Here is a 19,497-nt window from a genome sequence, read left to right on the forward strand (position 1 = left end):
GTGTTGATCACCGATTGGGCCCGGCAGTCCCTGCCGGCCATGCTCGACGACCTCAAGGCCGCGGTGGAGCTGGAAACCCACAGCTACGACAAGGCCATGCTGGTCAAGGGGCTGCGCGAGATCCGTGGCCGGGCCGTCGAACGCCTCGGGACGCCGGACGAGGAGGTCCTGCACGACGGCGGGTCCTACGGCGACATCCTGGAGCTGACCTACCGGGGCACCGCGCCCGGCACCGTGCTCATGCTCAGCCACTACGACACCGTCTGGCCGACCGGGACGCTGGCCGCCTGGCCGTTCGCGGTGGTGGACGGCAAGGCGACGGGGCCCGGCGTGTTCGACATGAAGACGGGCCTCATCCAGTCGATCTGGGCCCTGCGCGGGCTGCGCGAGCTCGGGCTGCCGCATCCGAGCGTGCGCTACCTCTTCAACGGGGACGAGGAGATCGGCAGCCCCGCCTCCCGCGCGCACATCGAGGCGGCCAGCGAGGACACGCTGGCGACCCTGGTCTTCGAGGCCTCCCAGGAGGGAGCGCTCAAGACCGCCAGGAAGGGCGTGGGGCTGTTCAACGTGAGCGTGACCGGGGTGGAGGCGCACGCGGGGCTCGACCCGTACGCGGGGGCGAGCGCCATCCACGCCCTGGCCGAGATCGTCACCACCCTGGCCCAGGCAGGCTCCCGCGAGCGCGGCACCACCGTGAACGTCGGCCTGATCAGCGGCGGCACCGGGCGGAACGTGACAGCCGGGGACGCGAGCTGCGGAATCGACGTACGCGTCACGGATCCGGCGGAGATGGGACGTATCGACGACGTCTTCGCCGGCCTGAAGGCGCCGGACCCCCGGGTGACCATCTCGGCCACCGGGGAGTGGAACCGCCCGCCCATGACACCGAACGCGGCCTCCCAGCGGCTGTTCAAGGAGGCGCGGGAGGTGGCGGCCGGGTTCGGATGGCTGCTGGACGAGGTGTCGGTGGGGGGCGCCAGCGACGGGAACTTCGTCTCGGCCCTGGGCCGGCCGGTGCTGGACGGGATGGGGGCGGTGGGGAATGGGGCGCATGCGCGGCACGAGCACGTACTGGTGGAGCACATCGCGGAGCGCACGGCGCTGACCATGGGCCTGATCACCGCCCTCGCCTGACAGCCCCCACGGCAGCTCCCCAAGGAGGCGGGAGCCGCCTGTTCAACGGGTCGCCGACCCACCGCCACGCGCCCTCGACCGGGATCTCCCGCCCGGACCTCCAGCACCCACTCGACGGCCGCCTTGTCCTGCACCTCGGGATGAGGCAGCCCCTCCGGGCGGGGCGCGGTGCGTCAACGGCCCACGCGGCGAACGCGGCCCGAGCCTGCGCCCGCGGTCTGGCCATCAGGTGGGACATAGCAGAGGCGTCAGCCGGTCAGGCGCGACGTGGCAGTGGGTGGCGTCAGCCGGTCAGGTGCGACGTGGCAGTGGGTGGCGTCAGCCGAAGACGCGGTCGCGGGCCAGATCGAGGGCGGTCAGCACGGCACCCTGGAGCACCGCGTTGCCCGTGACCGTGCTGGCGCGGACCTCGGTCGGCGCCGGGGCCAGGGCGCGCAGGTGGTCGGCCACCAGCTCGGCCAGCCCGTCCCCGCCCTCATGCCCCGTCGTCCCGCCGAGGACGACGAGCCCCGGGTCGAGGAGGGTGGCGTAGGCGAAGGCACCCTGAGCGATCCGCCGGGCGAGCTCGTCCCGGTCGAACCTCCGTATGATCTCGGCGTTCAACAGCTCGCAGAACGCCACGCCCCCGACCTCCAGGAACCCGATCTCCCCCGCGCCGCCCGACGCCCCCCGGCGCAGCCGGCCCTCGAGAACGACCGCCGCTCCCACTCCGTCGTCCAGCCAGAGGAGCACGAAGTCCTCGCGCCCGGCGGCGGCTCCGGTGCGGAGCTCGGCGATGGCGGCCAGGTTGACCTCGTTCTCAAGGATCACGGGCACGCCCAGGCGCTCGCGTACGGACCCCATCATGCCGGGCCGCCACCCCGGCACGTCGTTGGGCGACACCAGCTCCCCGTCGCGCGGATCGACCAGCCCCGGCGCGCCGACCACGACCGTGTCCAGCGCGCGCCGCCCCACCGCGCCCCCGACCACCTTCGCGATGAGGGCTGCCAGGTCGGCTCTCGCGCCGATCGTCGTGCTGGCCTCGCTGACCACTCGCCCGGTGATGTCGGCGACCGTGACGTTGACGGCGTCGCGCCGTACGTCCACCCCGGCCACATGAGCCCGGTCCGCCACCAGCCCGTAGAGGCGCGCGTTCGGGCCCCGCCGGTCCTCGCCGCTCTCGCCCGTGACCTCGATGAGGCCGCCTGCCATGAGCCGTTCGATCAGGTCGGACACGGTGGGCCTGGACAACCCGGTCAGCGTGCGGAGCTGCGGCGCGGTCAGCGGACCGTGCTCCAGCAGCAGGTCGAGGGCCAGCCGGTCGTTGATCGCTCGGGCCAGGGCGGGGGTGGCGGTCTTCACGGTCCTCATAATAATCAGGGACCCTGCCTAAAACCTCTTTTCATCAGGAACCCTGCCTGATAATTTTCGGGTCATGAGCCATCACCGTGCCATCGCGGCCGTCTTCGTCGCGCACGGCGCCGTAGCCGGCAGCCTGTCCACGCGCATCCCCTGGATCCAGGAGCACCTGCACCTCAGCCCAGGCGCCCTCGGCCTCGCACTGCTGTGCCCGTCGATCGGCGCCTTCGTGGGCATGCCGATGGCCGGCCGCCTCGCCTACCGCTTCGGCAACCGCGCCGCCACACGTGTCCTCCTCGCGCTGTGGTGCGCGGGCCTGGCCCTCCCCGCGCTCTCGCCGTCGCCCGTGTGGCTGTTCGGGGCGTTCCTGCTGTTCGGGGCGTCGGCGGGCATGTGCGACGTCGCGATGAACGCGCACGCCGTCCTCCTCGAACGGCATCTGGGCCGCTCGATCATGTCGGGGCTGCACGGCATGTGGTCCGTCGGCAGCCTGGCCGCCGGCGGACTCGGCGCCCTGGCCGCGCACGCGGGCATCGACGCCCGGATCCACCTCGGGGTCATGTCGCTCGCGTTACTCGGCCTCGGAGCGGCGGCCGGGCGCGGCCTCCTCCCCGACAGCGGGATGACGGGTTCCGTACGCGACGCGCCTGCGCCGCGGCGCTTCGCGCTCCCCACGCGAGGGATCCTGGTGATCGGGCTGGTCGGGTTCTGCGCGACGTTCGCGGAGGGCGCCAGCTCGAACTGGTCCGCCGTCTACCTCACCGCCGTCACCGATGCCGGGCCCGGGTTGGCCGCCGCCGGATACACCGTCTTCATGCTCTGCATGGCGAGCGCGCGACTGCTGGGCGACCACGTCATCCGCCGGCTCGGTCCGGCGGCGACGGTCAGGGCCGGCGGTGCCGTGGCGGCGGTCGGCGGCGTCCTGGTGGTCGCGGCCCGCACGCCCGCGCTCGGCATCGCCGGGTTCGCCCTGGTCGGACTGGGGATCGCGGTGATCGTGCCGCTCGTGATCGCGGCGGCGGGCAACGCGGGCACGACCCCGGGCGAGGGCGTGGCGGGCGTCGCGACGATCACGTACCTGTCGGGCCTGATCGCCCCGGCCGTGACGGGCTGGGTCGCGGGCGCGCTCAGCTACCCCGCCGCGTTCGCGCTGATCACCTTCGTGGTCGTGCTGCTGACGCTGCTCGCCCCGGTCCTGCGCCCCTCCCGCACCTCTCCCTCAGAAGGTGCCGTACGTGCCGACGCCTGACCCCGACGACCCGCTGCTCGCACCTCTCCCCCTGCGCCAGCTCGACGAGATCATCGCGGACTTCCGCGCCACCTGAACTCCCGGCATCGCGCCTCGGCTTTGATCATTCGGCTTTGCTGGACCGCGCAACGTCCTACGTGATCACATGAAGGTGACCTCCCGGTTCTGGACCAGGGCGAGTAAGGGGAGGGCATCGTGGTCACTCGATGGTGGGAGATCGCGGTGATCACTCCTGCCACCACGACGCCCGGACGTATGGTCAAGGCGCTCCTCGCCAGACGCGCGGGCCTGCTTGACGCAGATTTCGAGGCCGATATCGCGGTGGCTCGGGATGCAGCCAACAACGAGATGAGGACCGGTTGCCAGACTTCTGATCATCGCCACACCTGCGGCGACGGCGAGAACTGTCAGCGGGAAAGCCTCATAGGGTCTCGTGACCAGGCCATATGCGGTGTTCAAGGGTGTACTACCAGAGCGGCGCATCGGGTGCAGGCGCGGGGCGAGGCCGGAATGAACGGTAGGGACCAACTGCAGATTGGTAGTGGTCCGATCGGCTCTGCGCACAGGCTCGTCGATGTGCCAAGGACTACGGCGTGCAGGACCGCTTCAGAGCCGGTTCCAGTGACCCCCGCTCGGCAACTGGGCGCTGAGGGCCCTTCCGTGCTGGTCACGGCCTCGGCGGCGAGGTCATCCCGATGCACAGACCAGCGGCGAACACCAGCGGGCAGATCTTGATGGCTGCCGTCGAGTTTGACGAGCGTGGCGGCTCCATAAGTGAGGATGTCGATCACTACGCCGCTACGTCCAAGGAGGAAGTCACGGTAGGCGCGTGTCCTCCCGTTACTGTGCAGGAGGTCCACGATCGTCACGCGACTTCCTACCTGTGGAGCTACCGAGGTCATCTGGCTGCCCCTACAGTGCCCGTCGTCGCTGCGCTGCTGGGCTGGTGCAGCGGTTGGCTTCTGCGGAGGTCGACGTAGCGGAAGGCGACGCGGCGGGCGGCTCGCTCAGGTTCGAGTACCGAATGGTAGGCGTAGATCACTCGCTTGCGGTGGGCGTCCCAGCCCGTACGCCACCAGTAGCGGTCACCGTCGCACCAGACCACCAGTCCTACCCAGACGGATACCAAGGCCAGCCCGTAGCCGTCGTGGACGTCGGCGGGGACGCCGAGGGCTTCCAGAGCGCTTCCCATGTCGCGAGCAGCATGGAGCGGGAGCGGTGATCTCGGGTTGGTTCCATGTCATGGAGCCAGTGCACTGGGCCTGGTGGCACCCCCGTAAGCGCGTGATCGAGGCCAGCGGTGGAAGTTGGTTCACACCCCGTGTGAATGCGATGTAGCTGTGACCCAGACCTGCAGCGACATCCCTGTTCGTTATGTGACAATCCCATTACACTCCGCATACGGGAGTCGCTCGTCGGAGGTTCAAACGTGAGTGATCCGAACATCCTGTTGGATTCGCTGCTCGCGGAAGCAGGCATCTCGCACGCGGGACTGGCCGCACGGATCAACAAGGCCACCGCGACAGCGCGCCGCCCGACACGATACGACCACCCTGCGGTAGCTCGATGGATCAGGGACAATGCCACTCCGAGAGGAGATGTCCCGGAGATCATCTACGAGATCATCGGACCCAAGGTCGAGCGTGTGCTCCGGTTGGAGGACATCGGGATGGCCAGAACGACAGGTGACGATTTCGGGACGGAGCTGCCTAAGGCCGTTGATCAGGCGGTTGCCCTGTGGCGAGCAGATCTCAGGAGCAAGGTCTCCCCGGTGGGCGCGTCGATGATGATGGCCCTGCCGCCATGCCCCGATCTTCGAGTGGGAGAACCCGCCCCACGAGATCGATGTCTCACGCCAAGGCCGACACTCGGTGTCAACAAACGACGTCCAGGTGCTCCAGGACGCGCGTATCCGCTACGAGCAGATGTATCGCAGGGTGGGAGGCGTTCCCGTACGGCCGCGTCTCGTGGCCTTCCTCAACGCCAGTGTCACGCCGCTGCTCAAAGGCACCCATGACGACAGGACAGGCAGACGGCTGTACAGGGCGGCAGGTGGGCTCGTGGCGCTCGCAGGCATTTGTGCGTACGACTCCAACAGGCAGGCGCTGTCGCAGCGCTATCTGTTCCACGCGCTCAGGATGGCCAAGGCATCCAGCAACTTGGCGTTCGGCGGTTACGTGATCGCGTTGCTGGCGAACCAGGCGATGGCGCAGGCGAAGCACCGGCGTGTCATCCAATACTGCGAGACCGCCCTACGGGGAGCGCGCGGTCATCTAAGCCCTGCCCTGGCGACAGACCTCCACATTCTTCAGGCCAAGGCGTACGCCCGCATCGGCGATCGGGCAAACTGCCATACGCACATGCGCCTGGCGGAGGCCACGGCGGCCGAGATCCAGTTGGGAGAGGAGCCCCCGGAGACCGCCTACGTGCAGCCGGGACTCCTGGAATGCCAGCACGCCGAGGCGCTGCGGCGGCTCGGGGACCTTACACCTGCCCAGGAGTACGCCGAGGAGGCACTGCGCCTGGCGGACAGTTGCCATCTGCGGGGGCGGGCGCACCGGCTGGCGACGCTCGCCCTCATCCTGGCCGAGCGAGGGGAGCTCGAACAGGCCACCTCTGCTGCTGAGGGCATGCTCGACTGCACCGCCGGCATGGAATCCGAGCGCCTCGTCGAACGCATCGAGGCGGTGACAACTGCGCTGAACGCCTACGACACTCAGCTCGTCAAGGCGTTCGTCGCTCGCGCCAGGCAGCAGGCCGATATCCCCTTGTAGCGTGGTGCCGACTCAGGCGTCCATCATGGGAGCAGCCGCATGCGCTGGCAGGTCCACTCCGAAGAACAGCTCTACACCGACCCATGGCTCGATGTGCGGGTGGCTGATGTGGAGCTTCCGGATGGAAGGCATCTCGATCATCGGCTCATCCGCACCGCGCCCGGAGCCGGTGCGGTCGTCATGGATGAGCAGAATCGCGTGCTGCTCATCTGGCGGCACCGCTTCATCACCGACACCTGGGGGTGGGAGATCCCCATCGGCAAGGTCGACGACGGTGAGGAGCCGATCGCGGCCGCTGCCCGGGAGGTCGAGGAAGAGACCGGCTGGCGGCCCGGCCCCTTGCGTCCGTTGCTCTACACACAGCCCACCAGCGGCATCTCCGACTCCGAGCACCATATCTTCCGCGCCGACAGCGCCCGGTACATCGGCCCGCCTACCGAGGCATGGGAGGCCGAACGCATCGAGTGGGTGCCACTCACGGACATCCGCCGTCTGATCGACAAGCGTGACCTCGTTAGCGGGACCAGCATGAACGCCCTCCTCTACGCCCTTACAGAGGTTTAGTCGCCACGATCGCGGTTCCGCCGCGTGCCCGCTCCGCGCCTTCGGTCGCCTCGCATAGGTGCCTGCCGCAATGATCTGCAGGCTGACCGTCCTCTCGCGTGCGGGAGAGGGCTCCAGCGAGCCCATCCGGTAACCACGCAACGGGCGGTCGACTGGCGAGCGGGGTTTGGGGTGGGCTCCAGCAGGTCAAGCCGGTAACCAGGCAAGGGGTGGGGGCTGGCGAGCGGAGCGAGCGGGGGTTTCGGGGGGTCGAAGGGGGGCGGAGCCCCTCCTGGGAGGCGCTGGCTGGAGCCCCTTGGCGCGAAGCGCCGCCTTCGTGGAAGGCCATGCGTTTCCCCCGGGCCCTGGGGCGTTCCTGGCTAGCGTGGTACGCTCCCAAGCGAGCGCTTGGTTTAGTCGCCTGCCGAGAGGTCGCCGCATGAAGTTCTCGACCTTCCACCTCTTCCACCGCTTCGACGGCCATGGCTTCAAGGACGTCTATGACTACCATCTGGAGCTCGTCGAGCTGGCCGAGGAGCTGGGGTTCGACGGGGTACGGCTGGCCGAGCACCACTTCCGGGACTACGGCGTCGTCCCCAACCTGTTCACGATGCTGGCCCACGCCGCCGCCCGCACCTCCCGCATCCGGCTCGGCACGGGCATCGTGGTGCTGCCCCTGCACAACCCGGTTCACGTGGCCGAGGAGGCCGCGATGGTGGACGTGCTCTCCGGTGGGCGGCTGGACCTGGGGATCGGGCGGGGGTATCAGAGCTTCGAGTTCGAGGGGTTCGGGATAGACCTGGCGGAGGCGCGCGACCGGTTCAACGAGGCGCTGGAGGTGATCCTCGGGCTCTGGACGCAGGATTCGTACCAGCATGAGGGGAAGTTCTACAAGACCGGCTCCGAGGTGAGCCTCGTCCCGAGGCCGCTGCAGTCGCCGCACCCGCCGCTGCACGTGGCGGCCGTCTCCCCCGAGACCGTGACCATGTACGCCGAGCGCGGGCTGCCCATTCTCGCCGACCCGGCGGCGCCGTTCCGCAAGGTCGTCAAGGCGGCGGAGACCTGGCGGGAGACGGCCGCGCAGGCGGGCCACCCCGAGGGCGCGGACCTGGTGGTGGCGCGCAGCGTGTACGTGGCGCCGACGCTGGAACAGGCACGCGAGGACCAGGCGCGGTTCGAGGCGTCGTTCGACCGCTCGCGGATCTTCAACGAGCGCAGCGCCCCCATCGACCCGAAGACCGGCCGGGCCGCGCAGGGCTTCGAGTACTACCAGGACCGCTACCTCAAGGGCGGCACGCTGTCGACCGACTTCCGGTGGGAGCAACTGGACGTGATCGGGGACCCGGAGCGGGTGATCCAGCAGATCTCCCTCCTGCGCGACTCCGGCTTCTCGAACCTCCTGTGCGACTTCGGCAGCACCCGCCCGATGCCGCTGGAGGACATGAAGCGGATCATGCGCTTCTTCGCCGCCGAAGTCATGCCCGCGTTCCGGTAACCCCTCGGGAGGCTCAGATGATCCACAGTCTGTCCCTGTCAGACCTCCTCGCCGATCACGCCCGCAGCCGTCCCCAGGTCACGGCGGTGGTAGACGGGGATGTACGGCGCACGTACCCCGAGCTCGACACCCGGGTGACCCGGCTGGCCGACGCCCTGGCGGGGCGGGGTGTGGCGGCCGGGGAGCGGGTGGTGTGGCTCGGCCAGAACTCCCACGCCGTACTGGAGCTGCTGCTGGCCTGCTCGCGGCTGGGCGCGATCCTCTGCCCGGCCAACTGGCGGCAGTCGGAGGACGAGCTGCGGTTCGTACTGTCCGATCTGACCCCCAAGGTCGTCGTCTGGGAGCCTTCGGACGCCACCACAGCCGTGTCCGAGAACACGTGGGTGCGGGCCGGGGACGAGTACGAGGGGCTGGTGGCGAGCGGATCGCCGAGGGACTTCCCGCAGGTGGACGACGGCGAACCGGTCCTCGCCCTCTACACCGCCGCCTTCGACGGACGCCCCAACGCGGCCCTGCTCAGCAGCGCCGCCCTGGTCGCTCACAGCGCCTCACTCCTCGTCGTACGCCAGATGGAGCCCGGCTTCACGTTCCTGAACAACGGCCCGCTCTTCCACGTGGGCACGATGATGTTCTGCCTGGCCACGTTCCAGATCGGCGGCACGAACGTGTTCACGCCCGCCTTCGACCCCGAAGAGGTCTGCCGCCTGATCGACGCCGAGCGGGTGACGCAGGCGTTCCTGTTCGGGCCGATGATCGACGCGGTGACGGCCGCGAACGCCGGGGGCAAGTACGACCTGTCGTCGCTGAGGTTCGTCTCCCATTCGGCCGAGTGGGACAGCATGATCACGGTGGACGGCTCTCCCTGGTGCCGGTCCAAGATGGGCGGGTACGGGCAGACCGAGGTCGGCGGGATGCTCACGTTCCTCGGGCTGGCCGATGGGGGCTCGGGGTTCGCGGGACGTCCCTCTCCGCTGGTCCAGGTACGCATCCTGGCCCCGGACGGGACCGAGTTGCCGACCGGCGAGGTGGGCGAGATCTGCGCCCGCGGCAAGACCCTCTTTTCCGGATATTTCGCCCGACCCGACTTAAATACGGCCAAGTCCGCGTACGGCTGGCACCACACCGGCGACCTCGGCCGCCGCGAACCCGACGGCACCATCACCTTCATCGGCCCCAAGCTCCGGATGATCAAATCGGGCGCCGAGAACATCTACCCGGCCGAGGTGGAACGCGCCCTCAAATCCCACCCGGCCGTGGCCGACGCCGCCGTCATCGGCGTCCCGGACCCCACCTGGCACCAGGCGGTCAAGGCCGTAATCGCCCTCAAACCGGACGCCGCTGCCACGGCGGACGAGCTCGTCGAGCACGTCAGGACGCAACTGGCGTCGTACAAGAAGCCGAGCCACGTGGCGTTCGTGGACGCGATACCGAAGCGCGGCTTCACGCCCGACTATGACGCCCTGGACTCGGCACACGGCGGCGGCAACTACCCGGGCACCTGACCCCAGGCTGCCGCCACCGGCCAAGGGCCGCACGGACGCGGGTGGACGGGCGTGGCTGGGCGATGGTCCGGCCGAGAGAGTGCGAGCCGGAGGGCTGGCGAGGGCGATCGCGAGCGGGTAGCCATACGGGCAAGCGCGTGGGGGAGGATCGGCGCGGACGGGCAGCGGGCCGGGCGGACGCGTGTGGGCAGGCGCAGCCGGGTGGGGTGAAGCGGGGTTACAGGGGGAGGCCGGTTTCCAGGTGGGCCAGGGCCTTGTCGAGTTCGACCGAGGGATCCAGAGCCGGGTCCTTTACCAAGTCAAGCCAGACCGCCATGAGCACCCCCACGATCGCCCCCGTGACATTACGCAGCTCCGGGTCGTCGGCCGGCCGTCCCTCCCGGGCTGCCAGTTGCTCGTGCATGGTTCTGACCACGCCGCTGATGTTGTCCAGGCTGGCCGCCCACAGCTCGGGCACCGTGAACATGAGCTTCTCCCGCTCCATGCTCTCGGCGAACTCCTCCGCCGTCTGCCCGGCCAGGATCACCCGCATCGCGGCCCTTACCGCCGGCACGGGCTTGAGGTGGGCGGGGACCGACCGGAGCGCCTCCATGAAGGGCGGGAACTGGTCGACCAGCACCAGGTCCTCTTTGGTGGCGAAGTAGCGGAAGACGGTGCTCGGCGCCACCTCCGCCGCCTCCGCGATCTGCTCGACCGTGGTCGCGGCGTACCCCTGCTCCCGGAAGAGCCGCAGCGCCTCCTTCTGGATCAGCGCCCTGGTCTTGGCCTTCTTCCGCTCGCGCAGGCCCGGTCGATCGCTCATGACACAACATTCTCCGATGTACGGCCGCCCCGAGTCCAATCGTAGGAGAAGGCGCTGATTCGCTATACAACTTTTAATTGAGAGTCTACTCTCAAAATTATGCGACTTCCCATCGAACGCAACCAGGAGTGCCCCTTCGACCCGCCCGCGCAGCTGCGCGACCTGCCGCCGATGGCCCGGCTGGAGATGGCCGACGGGCATCAGGGCTGGCTGGCCACGACGATGGCGGCGGCCCGCACCGTGCTGGGCGACCCTAGGTTCAGTGCCAGGCAGGAGCTCAAGCACGCCGCCGTGCACGTCGTGCGCCCCGGCGGTGCCGACCGGCCCGCCCCGCCGGGGTTCTTCGCCGCCACCGACCCGCCCGAGCACACCCGCTACCGCCGCCTGCTCACCGGGCAGTTCACGGTGCGCAGGATGCGCCTGCTGGAGCCGCGCATCGAGCAGATCGCGGCCGACCATCTCGACGCCATGGCGAAGGCTGGCCCGCCGGTCGATCTGGTGACGGCCTACGCCCTGCCGATCCCGTCGCTGGTCATCTGCGAGCTGCTCGGCGTGCCGTACAGCGACCACGACTTCTTCCAGGACCGCAGCGCCGCCCTCGTCACCCACGGCAGGGACGGCGCGCAGGCGACGGCCGACCTCACCGCGTATCTCGGCGAGCTGGTACGCCGCAAGCGGGTGGAGCCGGGCGACGACCTGATCAGCGGCCTGACCGGCGAGCTGACGGACGAGGAGCTGACCTACGTCGCGCTGATCCTGCTCGTGGCGGGCCACGAGACCACCGCGAACATGCTGGCCCTGGGCGTGTTCGCGCTGCTGAAGGAGGGGCTGCCCTTCAAAGAGGGCCCAGTGGAAGGCGCGGTGGAGGGCGCGGTGGAGGAGCTGCTTCGCTGGCTGTCGATCCTGCACCAGGGGGCGCCGTCCAGGGCGGCGCTCGAGGACGTGGAGGTGGCGGGCGAGCTGGTGAGGAAGGGGGAGACGGTCGCCCTGTCCCTGCCCGTGATCAACCGTGACGGCGCGGTGTTCGAGGATCCGGACGCGCTCAGGCTGGACCGGCCGGACGCGCGGCGGCACCTGGCGTTCGGCCACGGCGTGCACCAGTGCCTGGGGCAGCAGCTCGCCAGGAACGAGCTGCGCATCGGCTACCGGGCGCTGTTCGAGCGTTTCCCCGGTCTGCGGCTGGCGGTCCCCGCCACCGAGGTGCCGCTGAAGCACGACGCCTCGGTGTACGGGGTGAGATGCCTACCGGTGACCTGGCCGACCGGTGACTGAAAGGTGACCTGGCCGGCTACCGGCTGAGGTGCTCCAGGGTCTGGTCGCGGCAGCCGGAGGAAGCGTTCACCGGGTTGCAGCGGGCCGTGGCGCCGCCGGGCAGCTCCGCCACGTAGTCGCTGCCGTTCCTGGCGGACAGGCCGATCACGGGGAAGTCGGTGCTGACCATCTGCGCGCCGCTGTCCAGCGCCGCCTTCAGCCTGCTCGTGTCGCCCGACCTGGCCTCGGTGAAGGGCACGTCGGACCGGGTGCGTACGTAGTACCCCTTCCGTACGAGGTCCTGGATCTGCGCGGTGTTGGCGCCCTGCGGCTCGTTCCAGCCGACGAAGGCGGCGTCGGGGCGGCCCGGACGCGAGTTCGTGAACAGCACCCGCCCCTCCAGGCTCGGCCGGCCGGCCTTGTAGGGCGTCTGGATGTTCTCGCCCTGGTTGTCCATGAAGAACATGATCTTTCCCCGCGAGGACGACAGCTCGGGCCAGCCGTGCTTGAGCACGGACTGTTCGAGGGTGAGCCCCGGCCGCCGGACGTCGTCGGGCGTGATGAGCCGATCGTCGGGGAACACCGACCGGATCTCGGCGTCCAGGGCGTCCATCAGCGCCGTGTCCCACGCCGGGCTCTTGGCGCCGCCCATCGCCTCCTTGGCCGGGTCGGTGCTCTTGAACTCGGTGAGGATCGTCAGCGGCACGTGCCCGGGGTGCGCGTCGGACCATTCGCGCACCTGACGGAGGCAGGTGGCCAGGGCCGAGCAGCTGGTGCCGTAGTCGTGGTCGGCCCAGTGCAGCACCTTGAAGCCGGGCTTGGCGAGCGCGGGGTCGTTCAGCGGCGGCAGCCCGGCGTCCCGCCTGACCAGCGGGTTGGCGTAGAGGCCGCCCTGCGGATCGGGGAAGACGTCCAGCTCGATGCCGCGCACGTGCTGGGCGCCGAACTGGTTCGGCAGGGCGGTGTGCGAGTACTGCAGGTTCCACCAGTTGGCGTCGGTCCTGCGCTGCACGTCCTTCTCGGCGTCGGTCAGCTCGCGGTGGTAGCTGTTGTGGGTGGCCACGGTCTGGATCTGGTTGATCCGCAGGTTCCCGCGTCCGGCCGTGGTGGCGGCTGTGGTGGCGGCTGTGGTGGCGTCCGCGGCGGGTACGGACGCGAGCGCGGTCAGGGCGGTGGCGGCGAGGCCGATGAGGGCGAGGCGGCGCATGGGTCTCCTAGCAAAAGGGTTTTACCGGGACAGACCATCGGAGTCAGGGGTTAACGGTCGATCACGAAATATCCAAACGAGCTAGGAAATATGCGGGAACGTCAGAGGATGGCCAGCGGGGTCACCGGGCTGCCCGTGCCACCCTCGATCCTGAGCGGCGCCACCACGAACACGAACTCCGTACACCCCCTCTCCCCCAGCTCCTCCAGCCACAGCATCTCGATCAGGTGGACGCCGTGCCGGTGCAGCAGGATGAGGTGCAGGTCGTCGGCGAGGCTCTCGTCGGCGAGGCCGCGGGCGTTGAGCCCGCCGATGGCGGCGTTGTCCGAGGCCACCACGGACACGTCGTGCGCCGCGAGCCAGCGGCCCGCCTCCGCCGACAGCCCGGGCTGGCCCGACCAGTACTCCTCACGCGAGCGCCCCCACACCGCGGGCCATCCGGTACGGATCACCGCGGCGTCCCCCGGCCGCGGCGTGGCGATCTCCGCCAGCAGCTCGGCCGGGATCCGGAAGTCGGCCGGCAGGTGGTCGAGGCCGAGGCGCCGGGGCACGTCGAACAGCACTCCCCTGGCCACCACACCGCCCACCTGCTCGATCCCGCACCTGGTCGCCCCGTAGGAGCGGACCCGGGCCGCCGGGTGGCCGTTGTAGAGCTCGTCGCCGGACCACATGTGGCACAGCGCGTCCATATGGGTCGTGGTGCCGTGGTGGCTGACGACCAGCGCGTCGTCGGCCACGTACAGGCCCTCCCCGATCGCGCGGGCACCGGCCGCGTAGTCGCCGCCGTCCACGGACATGAAGTGCTGCGGCAGCGGGCGGCCCGGCAGGTGCGGCACCGTCGTGGGGGCGGGCGAGGAGGTGGCGCCCCTGATCGGCATGGCCAGGCTCAGCACCTCGCCCGTGGTGGCGCTGCGCAGCGCGTCGAGCACCACGGCCGGGGTGAGGAGGTTGAGGGTGCCGCGCTGATCGTCTGGGCCGAATCGTCCCCAGTTGTTAGGCTCGTGAACCAAGTAAGCGCTTCCTTTCTCCTGTCTCACACGGAGGTGTGATGCACTGCGATCCGCGGTTCTCCCGCGTGCGCGAGGTGTTCGAGCGGCAGCTCGCCGACGGGGCGGAGCTGGGCGCCGCTTTCGCCGTCCACCTGGACGGCGAGCTGGTCGTGGACCTGTGGGGCGGCGTCGCCGACCGGCACACGGGCCGGCCGTGGGAGCACGACACGCCTGCCTTCGCCTACTCCTGCACCAAGGCGATCACCGCCACCGTGCTGCTGCGGCTCGCCGAGCAGGGGCTGGTGGACGTCCCGGGGGCCGTCGCGGACGTGTGGCCGGAGTTCGCGGCCCGGGGCAAAGCGGCGATCACCGTCGAGCACCTGCTCACGCACCAGAGCGGGCTGCCGGTGGTGGAGGAGCCGGTGCCAGTGGAGGAGTTCGGGGACCTGGCGGCCATCGCCGCCCGGCTCGCCGGTCAGGCGCCGCTGTGGGAGCCGGGGTCGGCGCACGGCTATCACGCGCTGTCGTACGGGTTCCTGGTGGGCGAGGTGATCAGGCGCGTGACGGGCAAGTCGGTCGGCGAGCTGGTGTCCGCCGAGATCGCCGGGCCGCTGGGGCTGGAGCTGTGGGTGGGCGCGCCGGACACGGTGATCGCCCGTACGGCCCGCCTCAAGGCAGGCGAAAGCCCTCAAACGGGTGCGGGCCCGGCACCCACCGAAGGGCAGGCCGAGATGGCCAAGGCCGCGCTCGATCCGCAGAGCCTCATGAACCGGGCGCTCGGCAATCCCGGCATGCACCGCCTCAAAGGCGGCGCGAACCACCCCGTCATCCTGCGCGCCGGCTGGCCCGCGGCCGGGGTCGTCACCACGGCCAGGGGACTGGCCGGGTTCTACCGGTCGCTGATCGCGGGCGACCTGCTGCGCCCCGAGACGCTGCGGGACGCCGTACGCCCCCGCGTGCACGGCCCCGACCGCGTCCTCTTCCTGGACACGTCGTTCGGCCTGGGTTACATGCGGCCGTCGATGACGTTCCCGATGCCGTCCGGGACCGCGTTCGGCCACTCCGGGCTGGGCGGCTCCCTCGGCGTCGGCGACCCGGAGCGCGGCCTGGGCATCGGCTATGTCATGAACAAGATGGCCAACGCCGTCTCCGGCAACCTGCGCGGCCTGCGCCTGGTGCAGGCCGTCTACGACTCGCTCTGACCGCCGCATGATCGCTCACTGCATCGTGACGCCGCCGCTCACCGACAGCGTCTGCCCAGTGATGTACGCGGCGCGATCCGTACAGAGGTAGGACACCAGGCCCGCCACGTCGGCGGGCGTGCCGAGGCGGCGCAGCGGGATGCCCCGCGCGATCCTGTCCACCAGCCCCGGCTCGGCCGCCGACACCCGCCGGAGCATCGGCGTGTCCGTGGGGCCCGGGCAGACCACGTTCGAGGTGACGTGCGCCTTGGCGGCCTCCCGGGCGATCGTCTTGGCCAGCCCGAACAGGCCCGCCTTGGTCGCCGCGTACGCGCCCTCGCCGCCCGACCCCGCCCTGGCGCCGTCCGAGGAGATGAACACCAGCCGCCCCCGCCCCCTGGCCGCCATCCCCGGCAGCAGCAGCTTGGTGAGCAGCATCGGCCCGCGCAGGTTGACCTGCCACATGAGGTCCCAGTTCGCCGGGTCGCTCTCGGTGAACGGCTCCAGGATCGACACCCCGGCGTTGTGCACCAGGATGTCCACGGGGCCCACGGCGCCGCCGAACTCCGTGACGGACTCCGGTGAGGTCAGGTCGACGGCCAGCGCCCGCGCGCCGGGCAGGCCGGAGGCCACCTTCTCCGCGTTCGGCAGGTCCACGTCGGCGACGACGACCTCCGCGCCCAGCGCGGTCAGGTCCGTGGCGATGGCCGAGCCGATCGCGCCCGCTCCGCCGGTGACCACCGCGACGCGCCCGTCCAGGCGCAGCCCGTCCATCACTTCCACGCCTCCACCAGGTCGGCGGTGGTGGCGCGAGTCGCGAGGAGGCTGATCGTGTGTTTCAGTACGGCCTGCGCGTACTCCTCCGGGATGCCCGCCACCGCGTCCCTGACCACGGTCACCCGGTAGCCCAGGTTGACCGCCTCCAGCGCGAGCCCGGGGATGCCGAGATTGAGCGAGACCCCCAGCGCGACCACGTGGGAGACGCCCAGGGAGCGCAGCGTCATGTCGAGCGAGGTGCCGGTGAACGGGGAGAACCCGTGGTGGCGGCGGCTCTCCAGGTCGCCGCCGTCCCACAGCTCCGGGAGGACCTCGGTGGCGGCCGTGCCCTCCAGCATGTGGCCGGGGTCCTTGAGCAGGGCGACGATGAACGGGCAGTTGTCCGCGTGGGAGCCGGACCGGTCGGGGCGGAAGGCCGCCGTGCAGTGGATCACCGGGATGCCGGCCGACCTGGCCGTGTGGAGGAGGCGGGCGGCGTTGGCGACGACGTCGTGCCGCGCACAGGCCGCCACCAGATCCGGAAATTTCGTGAGATCGCCGACGACGCCCCTTTGCATCTCCATCACCAGCACGGCCACGCGCTCCACAGGCGACCTCCGTCGATTTAGCCGAGCGCTTGCTTGGGACGCCTCAGCATATCACCCACGACACAGGGTTATTTCGCATTAACGCCCGGCGAAATATCTCCAGTCGTGACAACCCGAACCCCGGGTGAGACCGTCGAATCGATGACGGCTGCTGATGGGGGTTCGACTTGGTCCCTGGTTACCGTGAAGTTCGCCAGCTCGGCGCGGGCCGTACCGGCCGCGTGTTCCTCGCCACCTACCAGCAGACCGGCGCCTACGTGGCGATCAAGTACCTGAACGCCACCCTGCGCAGGGACACCGAGTTCATGGACCGCTTCCGGTCGGACACCCACGAGCTCGTCGAGATCGACGACCCCAACGTGGTCCGGCTCTACGAGTACGTCGAGACCCCCACCAGAGCGGCCGTCGTCATGGAACTGGTGGACGGCGTGTCACTGCGTACGCTGCTGGACGAGCACCGCGGGATCAGCCCGGAGGCGGCCCTCACCGTGCTGAAGAGCACGCTGCTGGCCCTGGCCGCCGCGCACGGGCGAGGGGTGCCGCACCGCGACGTCAAGCCGGAGAACATCCTGGTCCAGGCCGACGGCACCAGCAAGCTGGCCGACTTCGGCGTGGTCGTGCACGCGGAGGAGCCGGGCGTGCCGGCCGGCAGCCCCGAGTACATGTCGCCCGAGCTGTGGACGCAGGACCGGGCGGGGCCGCCGGCGGACGTGTACGCGGCGGCGTGCGTGCTGTTCGAGGCGGTCAGGGGGCGGCCGCCGTACCGGGCCGTCAAGGAGGGTGAGGACGGGGCGCTGGACGTCCCGGCCGTGCGGGACAAGCACCTGGTGGAGCCGGTGCCGCTGGAGGTCGCGCCCGACTCGCTGCGCGACCTGCTCAGGCGCGGGATGGCCAAGGACCCGGCGACCAGGTACGCCTCGGCCAGGCAGTTCGCGGCGGAGCTGGAGGAGGACGCGGTCGCCGGGTACGGCCCGGACTGGGAGAAGCGCGGGCGGCGGCACCTGGGCGAGCTGGCCACGCTGCTGGCCCTGCGCTTCCCGCTGGCCAGGACCGAGCGGGCCTCCAGAGTCACGACCACCCTCCGGGACCGGGTGCTGCGGATGCCCCGGCTGCCGCCGTACCTGTGGGTGGCGGGGGCGACGGTTGCCGCCGTGGCGATCTCGCTCATGATGTCGGGCGGGCGCATGCCTCCCGGACCCGGCACGATCCTGATGCCGCCGCCCAAGACGGCGCAGACCGAGCCGGAGCCGGCGCCCGTGGACGCGGCCACGCCCACCCGGACCCGGACGTCCGCGGCTCCCCGGCGCAGCACTCCCGCGCGCACGGCCTCCCCTCCCCCCAGTCCTCCTCCCAGCCTTCCTCCCAGCCTTCCTCCCACGGTGCGGCAGGGCGGGACCTCGGTGCCGCGTCCGACCGCGGTGCGGGCCGCCGGCATCGTGGGGTGGAGCGGCACGGCGGGAGCGATCACCGTCTCGGCGGACGGCACGGGGCCCGTACGGTTGCGGATCTCGTACACGCGGCGGGAAGGGGAGGGCGGGGCGGCCCGGACGGTGCGGCAGGAGACGCGGACCTTACGGGGGAGCACGGCTTACACCAGTGCCGTCACGCACGATCCTGGAGGCGTTTCCTGCGGGAAGCGGGCGTATGTCGGGATCGTGGTGATGACGGAGCCGGCAGCGGGGAACGGGCCGCAGGTGAGCGAGGTCGCCATCGACGGTCCCGCCTGCCCCACGCCTACGCCGACTCCCCACGCGCCTACACCTACGCCTACGCCGAGCGAGGAGCACAGCAGGACGGCCGTCGGGACGCCTACGCCGTCGGAGGAATCCTTCGCCCGATCCTCGGACGAGCCGACCGGCCTGCCCACCGAGGAGCCCATGATGCTCCTCTCGACGCCCGAGGAGGATCCGCCCCTTTAGCGGCCGGGTGGGGGCCTTGTGGGGCAACCAAGCGTGCGCTAGCTTGGCAAGCGATGAGCGGTGACACCTCTGCGTACTGGGCCGCCTGCAGGCGCGGCGAGCTGGTCGTCCAGCGCTGTACGTCCTGCGACCGCCGCGTCCACCTCCCCGAGGCGGCCTGCCCCTGGTGCGGTGGCGGGGAGCTCGTCTTCGAGCCGGTCGAGGGCGAGGGCGTGGTGCACACCTTCACCGTCGTGCACCGCTCGTTCGCCCCCGCCTACCGGGGCCGGGAGCCGTACGTGATGGCCTGGGTGGACCTGCCGGCCGGCGTGCGGGCGTTCGGGCACGTGGTGGGATGCGCCCCCGGCGAGGTACGCGTCGGCATGCCGGTACGCGTGACGTTCATCGACGAACTCCCCCATTGGAGGTCCGCATGAAGCTCGGCAACGTGCTCATCCCCGTCGCGAACCTGGACGAGGCGATCGCCTTCTACGGGCTGCCGGTGAAGTTCAGGGACGGCGACAGGTTCGCGGCGCTCGACGGCGGCGGGGTCACCGTGGCGCTGGCCGGGCCCGCGGAGCACGTCACGACCTCGGTCGCGCCGTCGTACAAGGTGGACGACGTGGCGGACGCCGTGCGGGACCTGACGGAACGCGGCGGCGAGGTGGTGCGGGAGCCCGAGAAGGGGCCGCACGAGATCCGGGCGGTGCTGCGCGACCCCTCAGGAAACGTCTTCGTGCTCTATCAGCCCCTCTGACTGGAGGCCTCCC

19 protein-coding genes are annotated in these 19,497 nt (G+C 70.5%); 11 read left to right on the top strand and 8 right to left on the bottom strand.

Annotated features, from left to right (window positions below; all coding sequences use genetic code 11):
• Window positions 1-1,134: a M20 family metallopeptidase gene (locus ACWDX9_RS10335; protein WP_449951408.1), complete on the top strand. Its 1,134-nt coding sequence runs from the start codon at window positions 1-3 to the stop codon at window positions 1,132-1,134.
• Window positions 1,135-1,452: 318 nt separating this feature from the next.
• Here ACWDX9_RS10335 and ACWDX9_RS10340 read toward each other — a convergent pair whose 3' ends face one another.
• On the bottom strand, window positions 1,453-2,475 hold the full coding sequence (locus ACWDX9_RS10340) for an ROK family transcriptional regulator (RefSeq protein WP_449951411.1): 1,023 nt from the start codon (window positions 2,473-2,475) through the stop codon (window positions 1,453-1,455).
• Between the two features lie 73 nt (window positions 2,476-2,548).
• Here ACWDX9_RS10340 and ACWDX9_RS10345 point away from each other — a divergent pair, with 73 nt between their 5' ends.
• Complete coding sequence (locus tag ACWDX9_RS10345; RefSeq protein WP_449951414.1) at window positions 2,549-3,721, top strand: MFS transporter; 1,173 nt, start codon at window positions 2,549-2,551, stop codon at window positions 3,719-3,721.
• A gap of 141 nt (window positions 3,722-3,862) precedes the next feature.
• On the opposite strand, the gene ACWDX9_RS10350 is transcribed toward ACWDX9_RS10345, so the two are convergent.
• Entirely contained in the window at window positions 3,863-4,180 is a 318-nt protein-coding gene (locus tag ACWDX9_RS10350; RefSeq protein ID WP_449951417.1) for a hypothetical protein, read from the bottom strand.
• Between the two features lie 439 nt (window positions 4,181-4,619).
• Window positions 4,620-4,913: a hypothetical protein gene (locus ACWDX9_RS10355; RefSeq protein ID WP_449951418.1), complete on the bottom strand. Its 294-nt coding sequence runs from the start codon at window positions 4,911-4,913 to the stop codon at window positions 4,620-4,622.
• A gap of 679 nt (window positions 4,914-5,592) precedes the next feature.
• Between ACWDX9_RS10355 and ACWDX9_RS10360 the strand changes: the two genes are divergently transcribed.
• From ACWDX9_RS10360 to ACWDX9_RS10375, 4 genes are all read left to right on the top strand, one after another.
• Entirely contained in the window at window positions 5,593-6,495 is a 903-nt protein-coding gene (locus tag ACWDX9_RS10360; protein ID WP_449951420.1) for a hypothetical protein, read from the top strand.
• 39 nt (window positions 6,496-6,534) lie between these two features.
• Window positions 6,535-7,059 carry an NUDIX domain-containing protein gene (locus ACWDX9_RS10365; protein ID WP_449951423.1) on the top strand — a complete coding sequence of 175 codons (525 nt, stop codon included), beginning with the start codon at window positions 6,535-6,537 and terminating at the stop codon, window positions 7,057-7,059.
• A gap of 418 nt (window positions 7,060-7,477) precedes the next feature.
• Entirely contained in the window at window positions 7,478-8,533 is a 1,056-nt protein-coding gene (locus ACWDX9_RS10370) for an LLM class flavin-dependent oxidoreductase (protein ID WP_449951425.1), read from the top strand.
• A 17-nt stretch (window positions 8,534-8,550) separates the two neighbouring features.
• Window positions 8,551-10,035 carry an AMP-binding protein gene (locus tag ACWDX9_RS10375; RefSeq protein WP_449951428.1) on the top strand — a complete coding sequence of 495 codons (1,485 nt, stop codon included), beginning with the start codon at window positions 8,551-8,553 and terminating at the stop codon, window positions 10,033-10,035.
• 217 nt (window positions 10,036-10,252) lie between these two features.
• Here the strand turns inward: ACWDX9_RS10375 and ACWDX9_RS10380 are convergent, their stop codons facing one another.
• Window positions 10,253-10,837 (bottom strand): TetR/AcrR family transcriptional regulator, encoded by a 585-nt coding sequence (locus ACWDX9_RS10380; RefSeq protein ID WP_449951430.1) that lies wholly within the window; start codon window positions 10,835-10,837, stop codon window positions 10,253-10,255.
• A gap of 99 nt (window positions 10,838-10,936) precedes the next feature.
• On the opposite strand from ACWDX9_RS10380, the gene ACWDX9_RS10385 reads away from it, so the two are divergent.
• Entirely contained in the window at window positions 10,937-12,109 is a 1,173-nt protein-coding gene (locus ACWDX9_RS10385) for a cytochrome P450 (RefSeq protein WP_449951432.1), read from the top strand.
• A 16-nt stretch (window positions 12,110-12,125) separates the two neighbouring features.
• Here the strand turns inward: ACWDX9_RS10385 and ACWDX9_RS10390 are convergent, their stop codons facing one another.
• Window positions 12,126-13,295 (bottom strand): phosphatidylinositol-specific phospholipase C1-like protein, encoded by a 1,170-nt coding sequence (locus ACWDX9_RS10390; protein WP_449951434.1) that lies wholly within the window; start codon window positions 13,293-13,295, stop codon window positions 12,126-12,128.
• Window positions 13,296-13,396: 101 nt separating this feature from the next.
• The gene (locus ACWDX9_RS10395) at window positions 13,397-14,305 is read right to left on the bottom strand and encodes a cyclase family protein (protein ID WP_449951437.1); all 909 of its coding nucleotides are present in this window, start codon (window positions 14,303-14,305) and stop codon (window positions 13,397-13,399) included.
• A gap of 38 nt (window positions 14,306-14,343) precedes the next feature.
• Here ACWDX9_RS10395 and ACWDX9_RS10400 point away from each other — a divergent pair, with 38 nt between their 5' ends.
• Window positions 14,344-15,486: a serine hydrolase domain-containing protein gene (locus tag ACWDX9_RS10400; RefSeq protein WP_449951440.1), complete on the top strand. Its 1,143-nt coding sequence runs from the start codon at window positions 14,344-14,346 to the stop codon at window positions 15,484-15,486.
• 15 nt (window positions 15,487-15,501) lie between these two features.
• On the opposite strand, the gene ACWDX9_RS10405 is transcribed toward ACWDX9_RS10400, so the two are convergent.
• The gene (locus tag ACWDX9_RS10405; RefSeq protein WP_449951507.1) at window positions 15,502-16,239 is read right to left on the bottom strand and encodes an SDR family NAD(P)-dependent oxidoreductase; all 738 of its coding nucleotides are present in this window, start codon (window positions 16,237-16,239) and stop codon (window positions 15,502-15,504) included.
• On the bottom strand, window positions 16,239-16,829 hold the full coding sequence (locus ACWDX9_RS10410) for an isochorismatase family cysteine hydrolase (protein WP_449951444.1): 591 nt from the start codon (window positions 16,827-16,829) through the stop codon (window positions 16,239-16,241). The genes ACWDX9_RS10405 and ACWDX9_RS10410 overlap by 1 nt, the downstream gene beginning before the upstream one ends.
• A 167-nt stretch (window positions 16,830-16,996) precedes the next feature.
• Here ACWDX9_RS10410 and ACWDX9_RS10415 point away from each other — a divergent pair, with 167 nt between their 5' ends.
• From ACWDX9_RS10415 to ACWDX9_RS10425, 3 genes are read left to right on the top strand one after another with little or no spacing between them, the layout of a single operon-like run.
• On the top strand, window positions 16,997-18,748 hold the full coding sequence (locus ACWDX9_RS10415; RefSeq protein ID WP_449951447.1) for a serine/threonine-protein kinase: 1,752 nt from the start codon (window positions 16,997-16,999) through the stop codon (window positions 18,746-18,748).
• 53 nt (window positions 18,749-18,801) lie between these two features.
• Entirely contained in the window at window positions 18,802-19,164 is a 363-nt protein-coding gene (locus tag ACWDX9_RS10420) for a Zn-ribbon domain-containing OB-fold protein (protein WP_449951449.1), read from the top strand.
• Window positions 19,161-19,484, top strand: a complete 324-nt coding sequence (locus ACWDX9_RS10425) for a VOC family protein (RefSeq protein ID WP_449951452.1) — start codon at window positions 19,161-19,163, stop codon at window positions 19,482-19,484. Before ACWDX9_RS10420 ends, ACWDX9_RS10425 begins: the two co-directional genes overlap by 4 nt.
• Window positions 19,485-19,497 lie beyond the last annotated feature (13 nt).

The sequence above is a fragment of the Nonomuraea sp. NPDC003201 genome, from assembly GCF_053590415.1.

Coding starts and splice junctions, on each gene's coding strand:
- ACWDX9_RS10355 (WP_449951418.1), bottom strand. CDS start 4,913: ATGGGAAGCGCTCTGGAAGCCCTCGGCGTCCCCGCCGACGTCCACGAC.
- ACWDX9_RS10365 (WP_449951423.1), top strand. CDS start 6,535: ATGCGCTGGCAGGTCCACTCCGAAGAACAGCTCTACACCGACCCATGG.
- ACWDX9_RS10420 (WP_449951449.1), top strand. CDS start 18,802: ATGAGCGGTGACACCTCTGCGTACTGGGCCGCCTGCAGGCGCGGCGAG.
- ACWDX9_RS10380 (WP_449951430.1), bottom strand. CDS start 10,837: ATGAGCGATCGACCGGGCCTGCGCGAGCGGAAGAAGGCCAAGACCAGG.
- ACWDX9_RS10345 (WP_449951414.1), top strand. CDS start 2,549: ATGAGCCATCACCGTGCCATCGCGGCCGTCTTCGTCGCGCACGGCGCC.
- ACWDX9_RS10425 (WP_449951452.1), top strand. CDS start 19,161: ATGAAGCTCGGCAACGTGCTCATCCCCGTCGCGAACCTGGACGAGGCG.
- ACWDX9_RS10370 (WP_449951425.1), top strand. CDS start 7,478: ATGAAGTTCTCGACCTTCCACCTCTTCCACCGCTTCGACGGCCATGGC.
- ACWDX9_RS10375 (WP_449951428.1), top strand. CDS start 8,551: ATGATCCACAGTCTGTCCCTGTCAGACCTCCTCGCCGATCACGCCCGC.
- ACWDX9_RS10390 (WP_449951434.1), bottom strand. CDS start 13,295: ATGCGCCGCCTCGCCCTCATCGGCCTCGCCGCCACCGCCCTGACCGCG.
- ACWDX9_RS10400 (WP_449951440.1), top strand. CDS start 14,344: ATGCACTGCGATCCGCGGTTCTCCCGCGTGCGCGAGGTGTTCGAGCGG.
- ACWDX9_RS10405 (WP_449951507.1), bottom strand. CDS start 16,239: ATGGACGGGCTGCGCCTGGACGGGCGCGTCGCGGTGGTCACCGGCGGA.
- ACWDX9_RS10385 (WP_449951432.1), top strand. CDS start 10,937: ATGCGACTTCCCATCGAACGCAACCAGGAGTGCCCCTTCGACCCGCCC.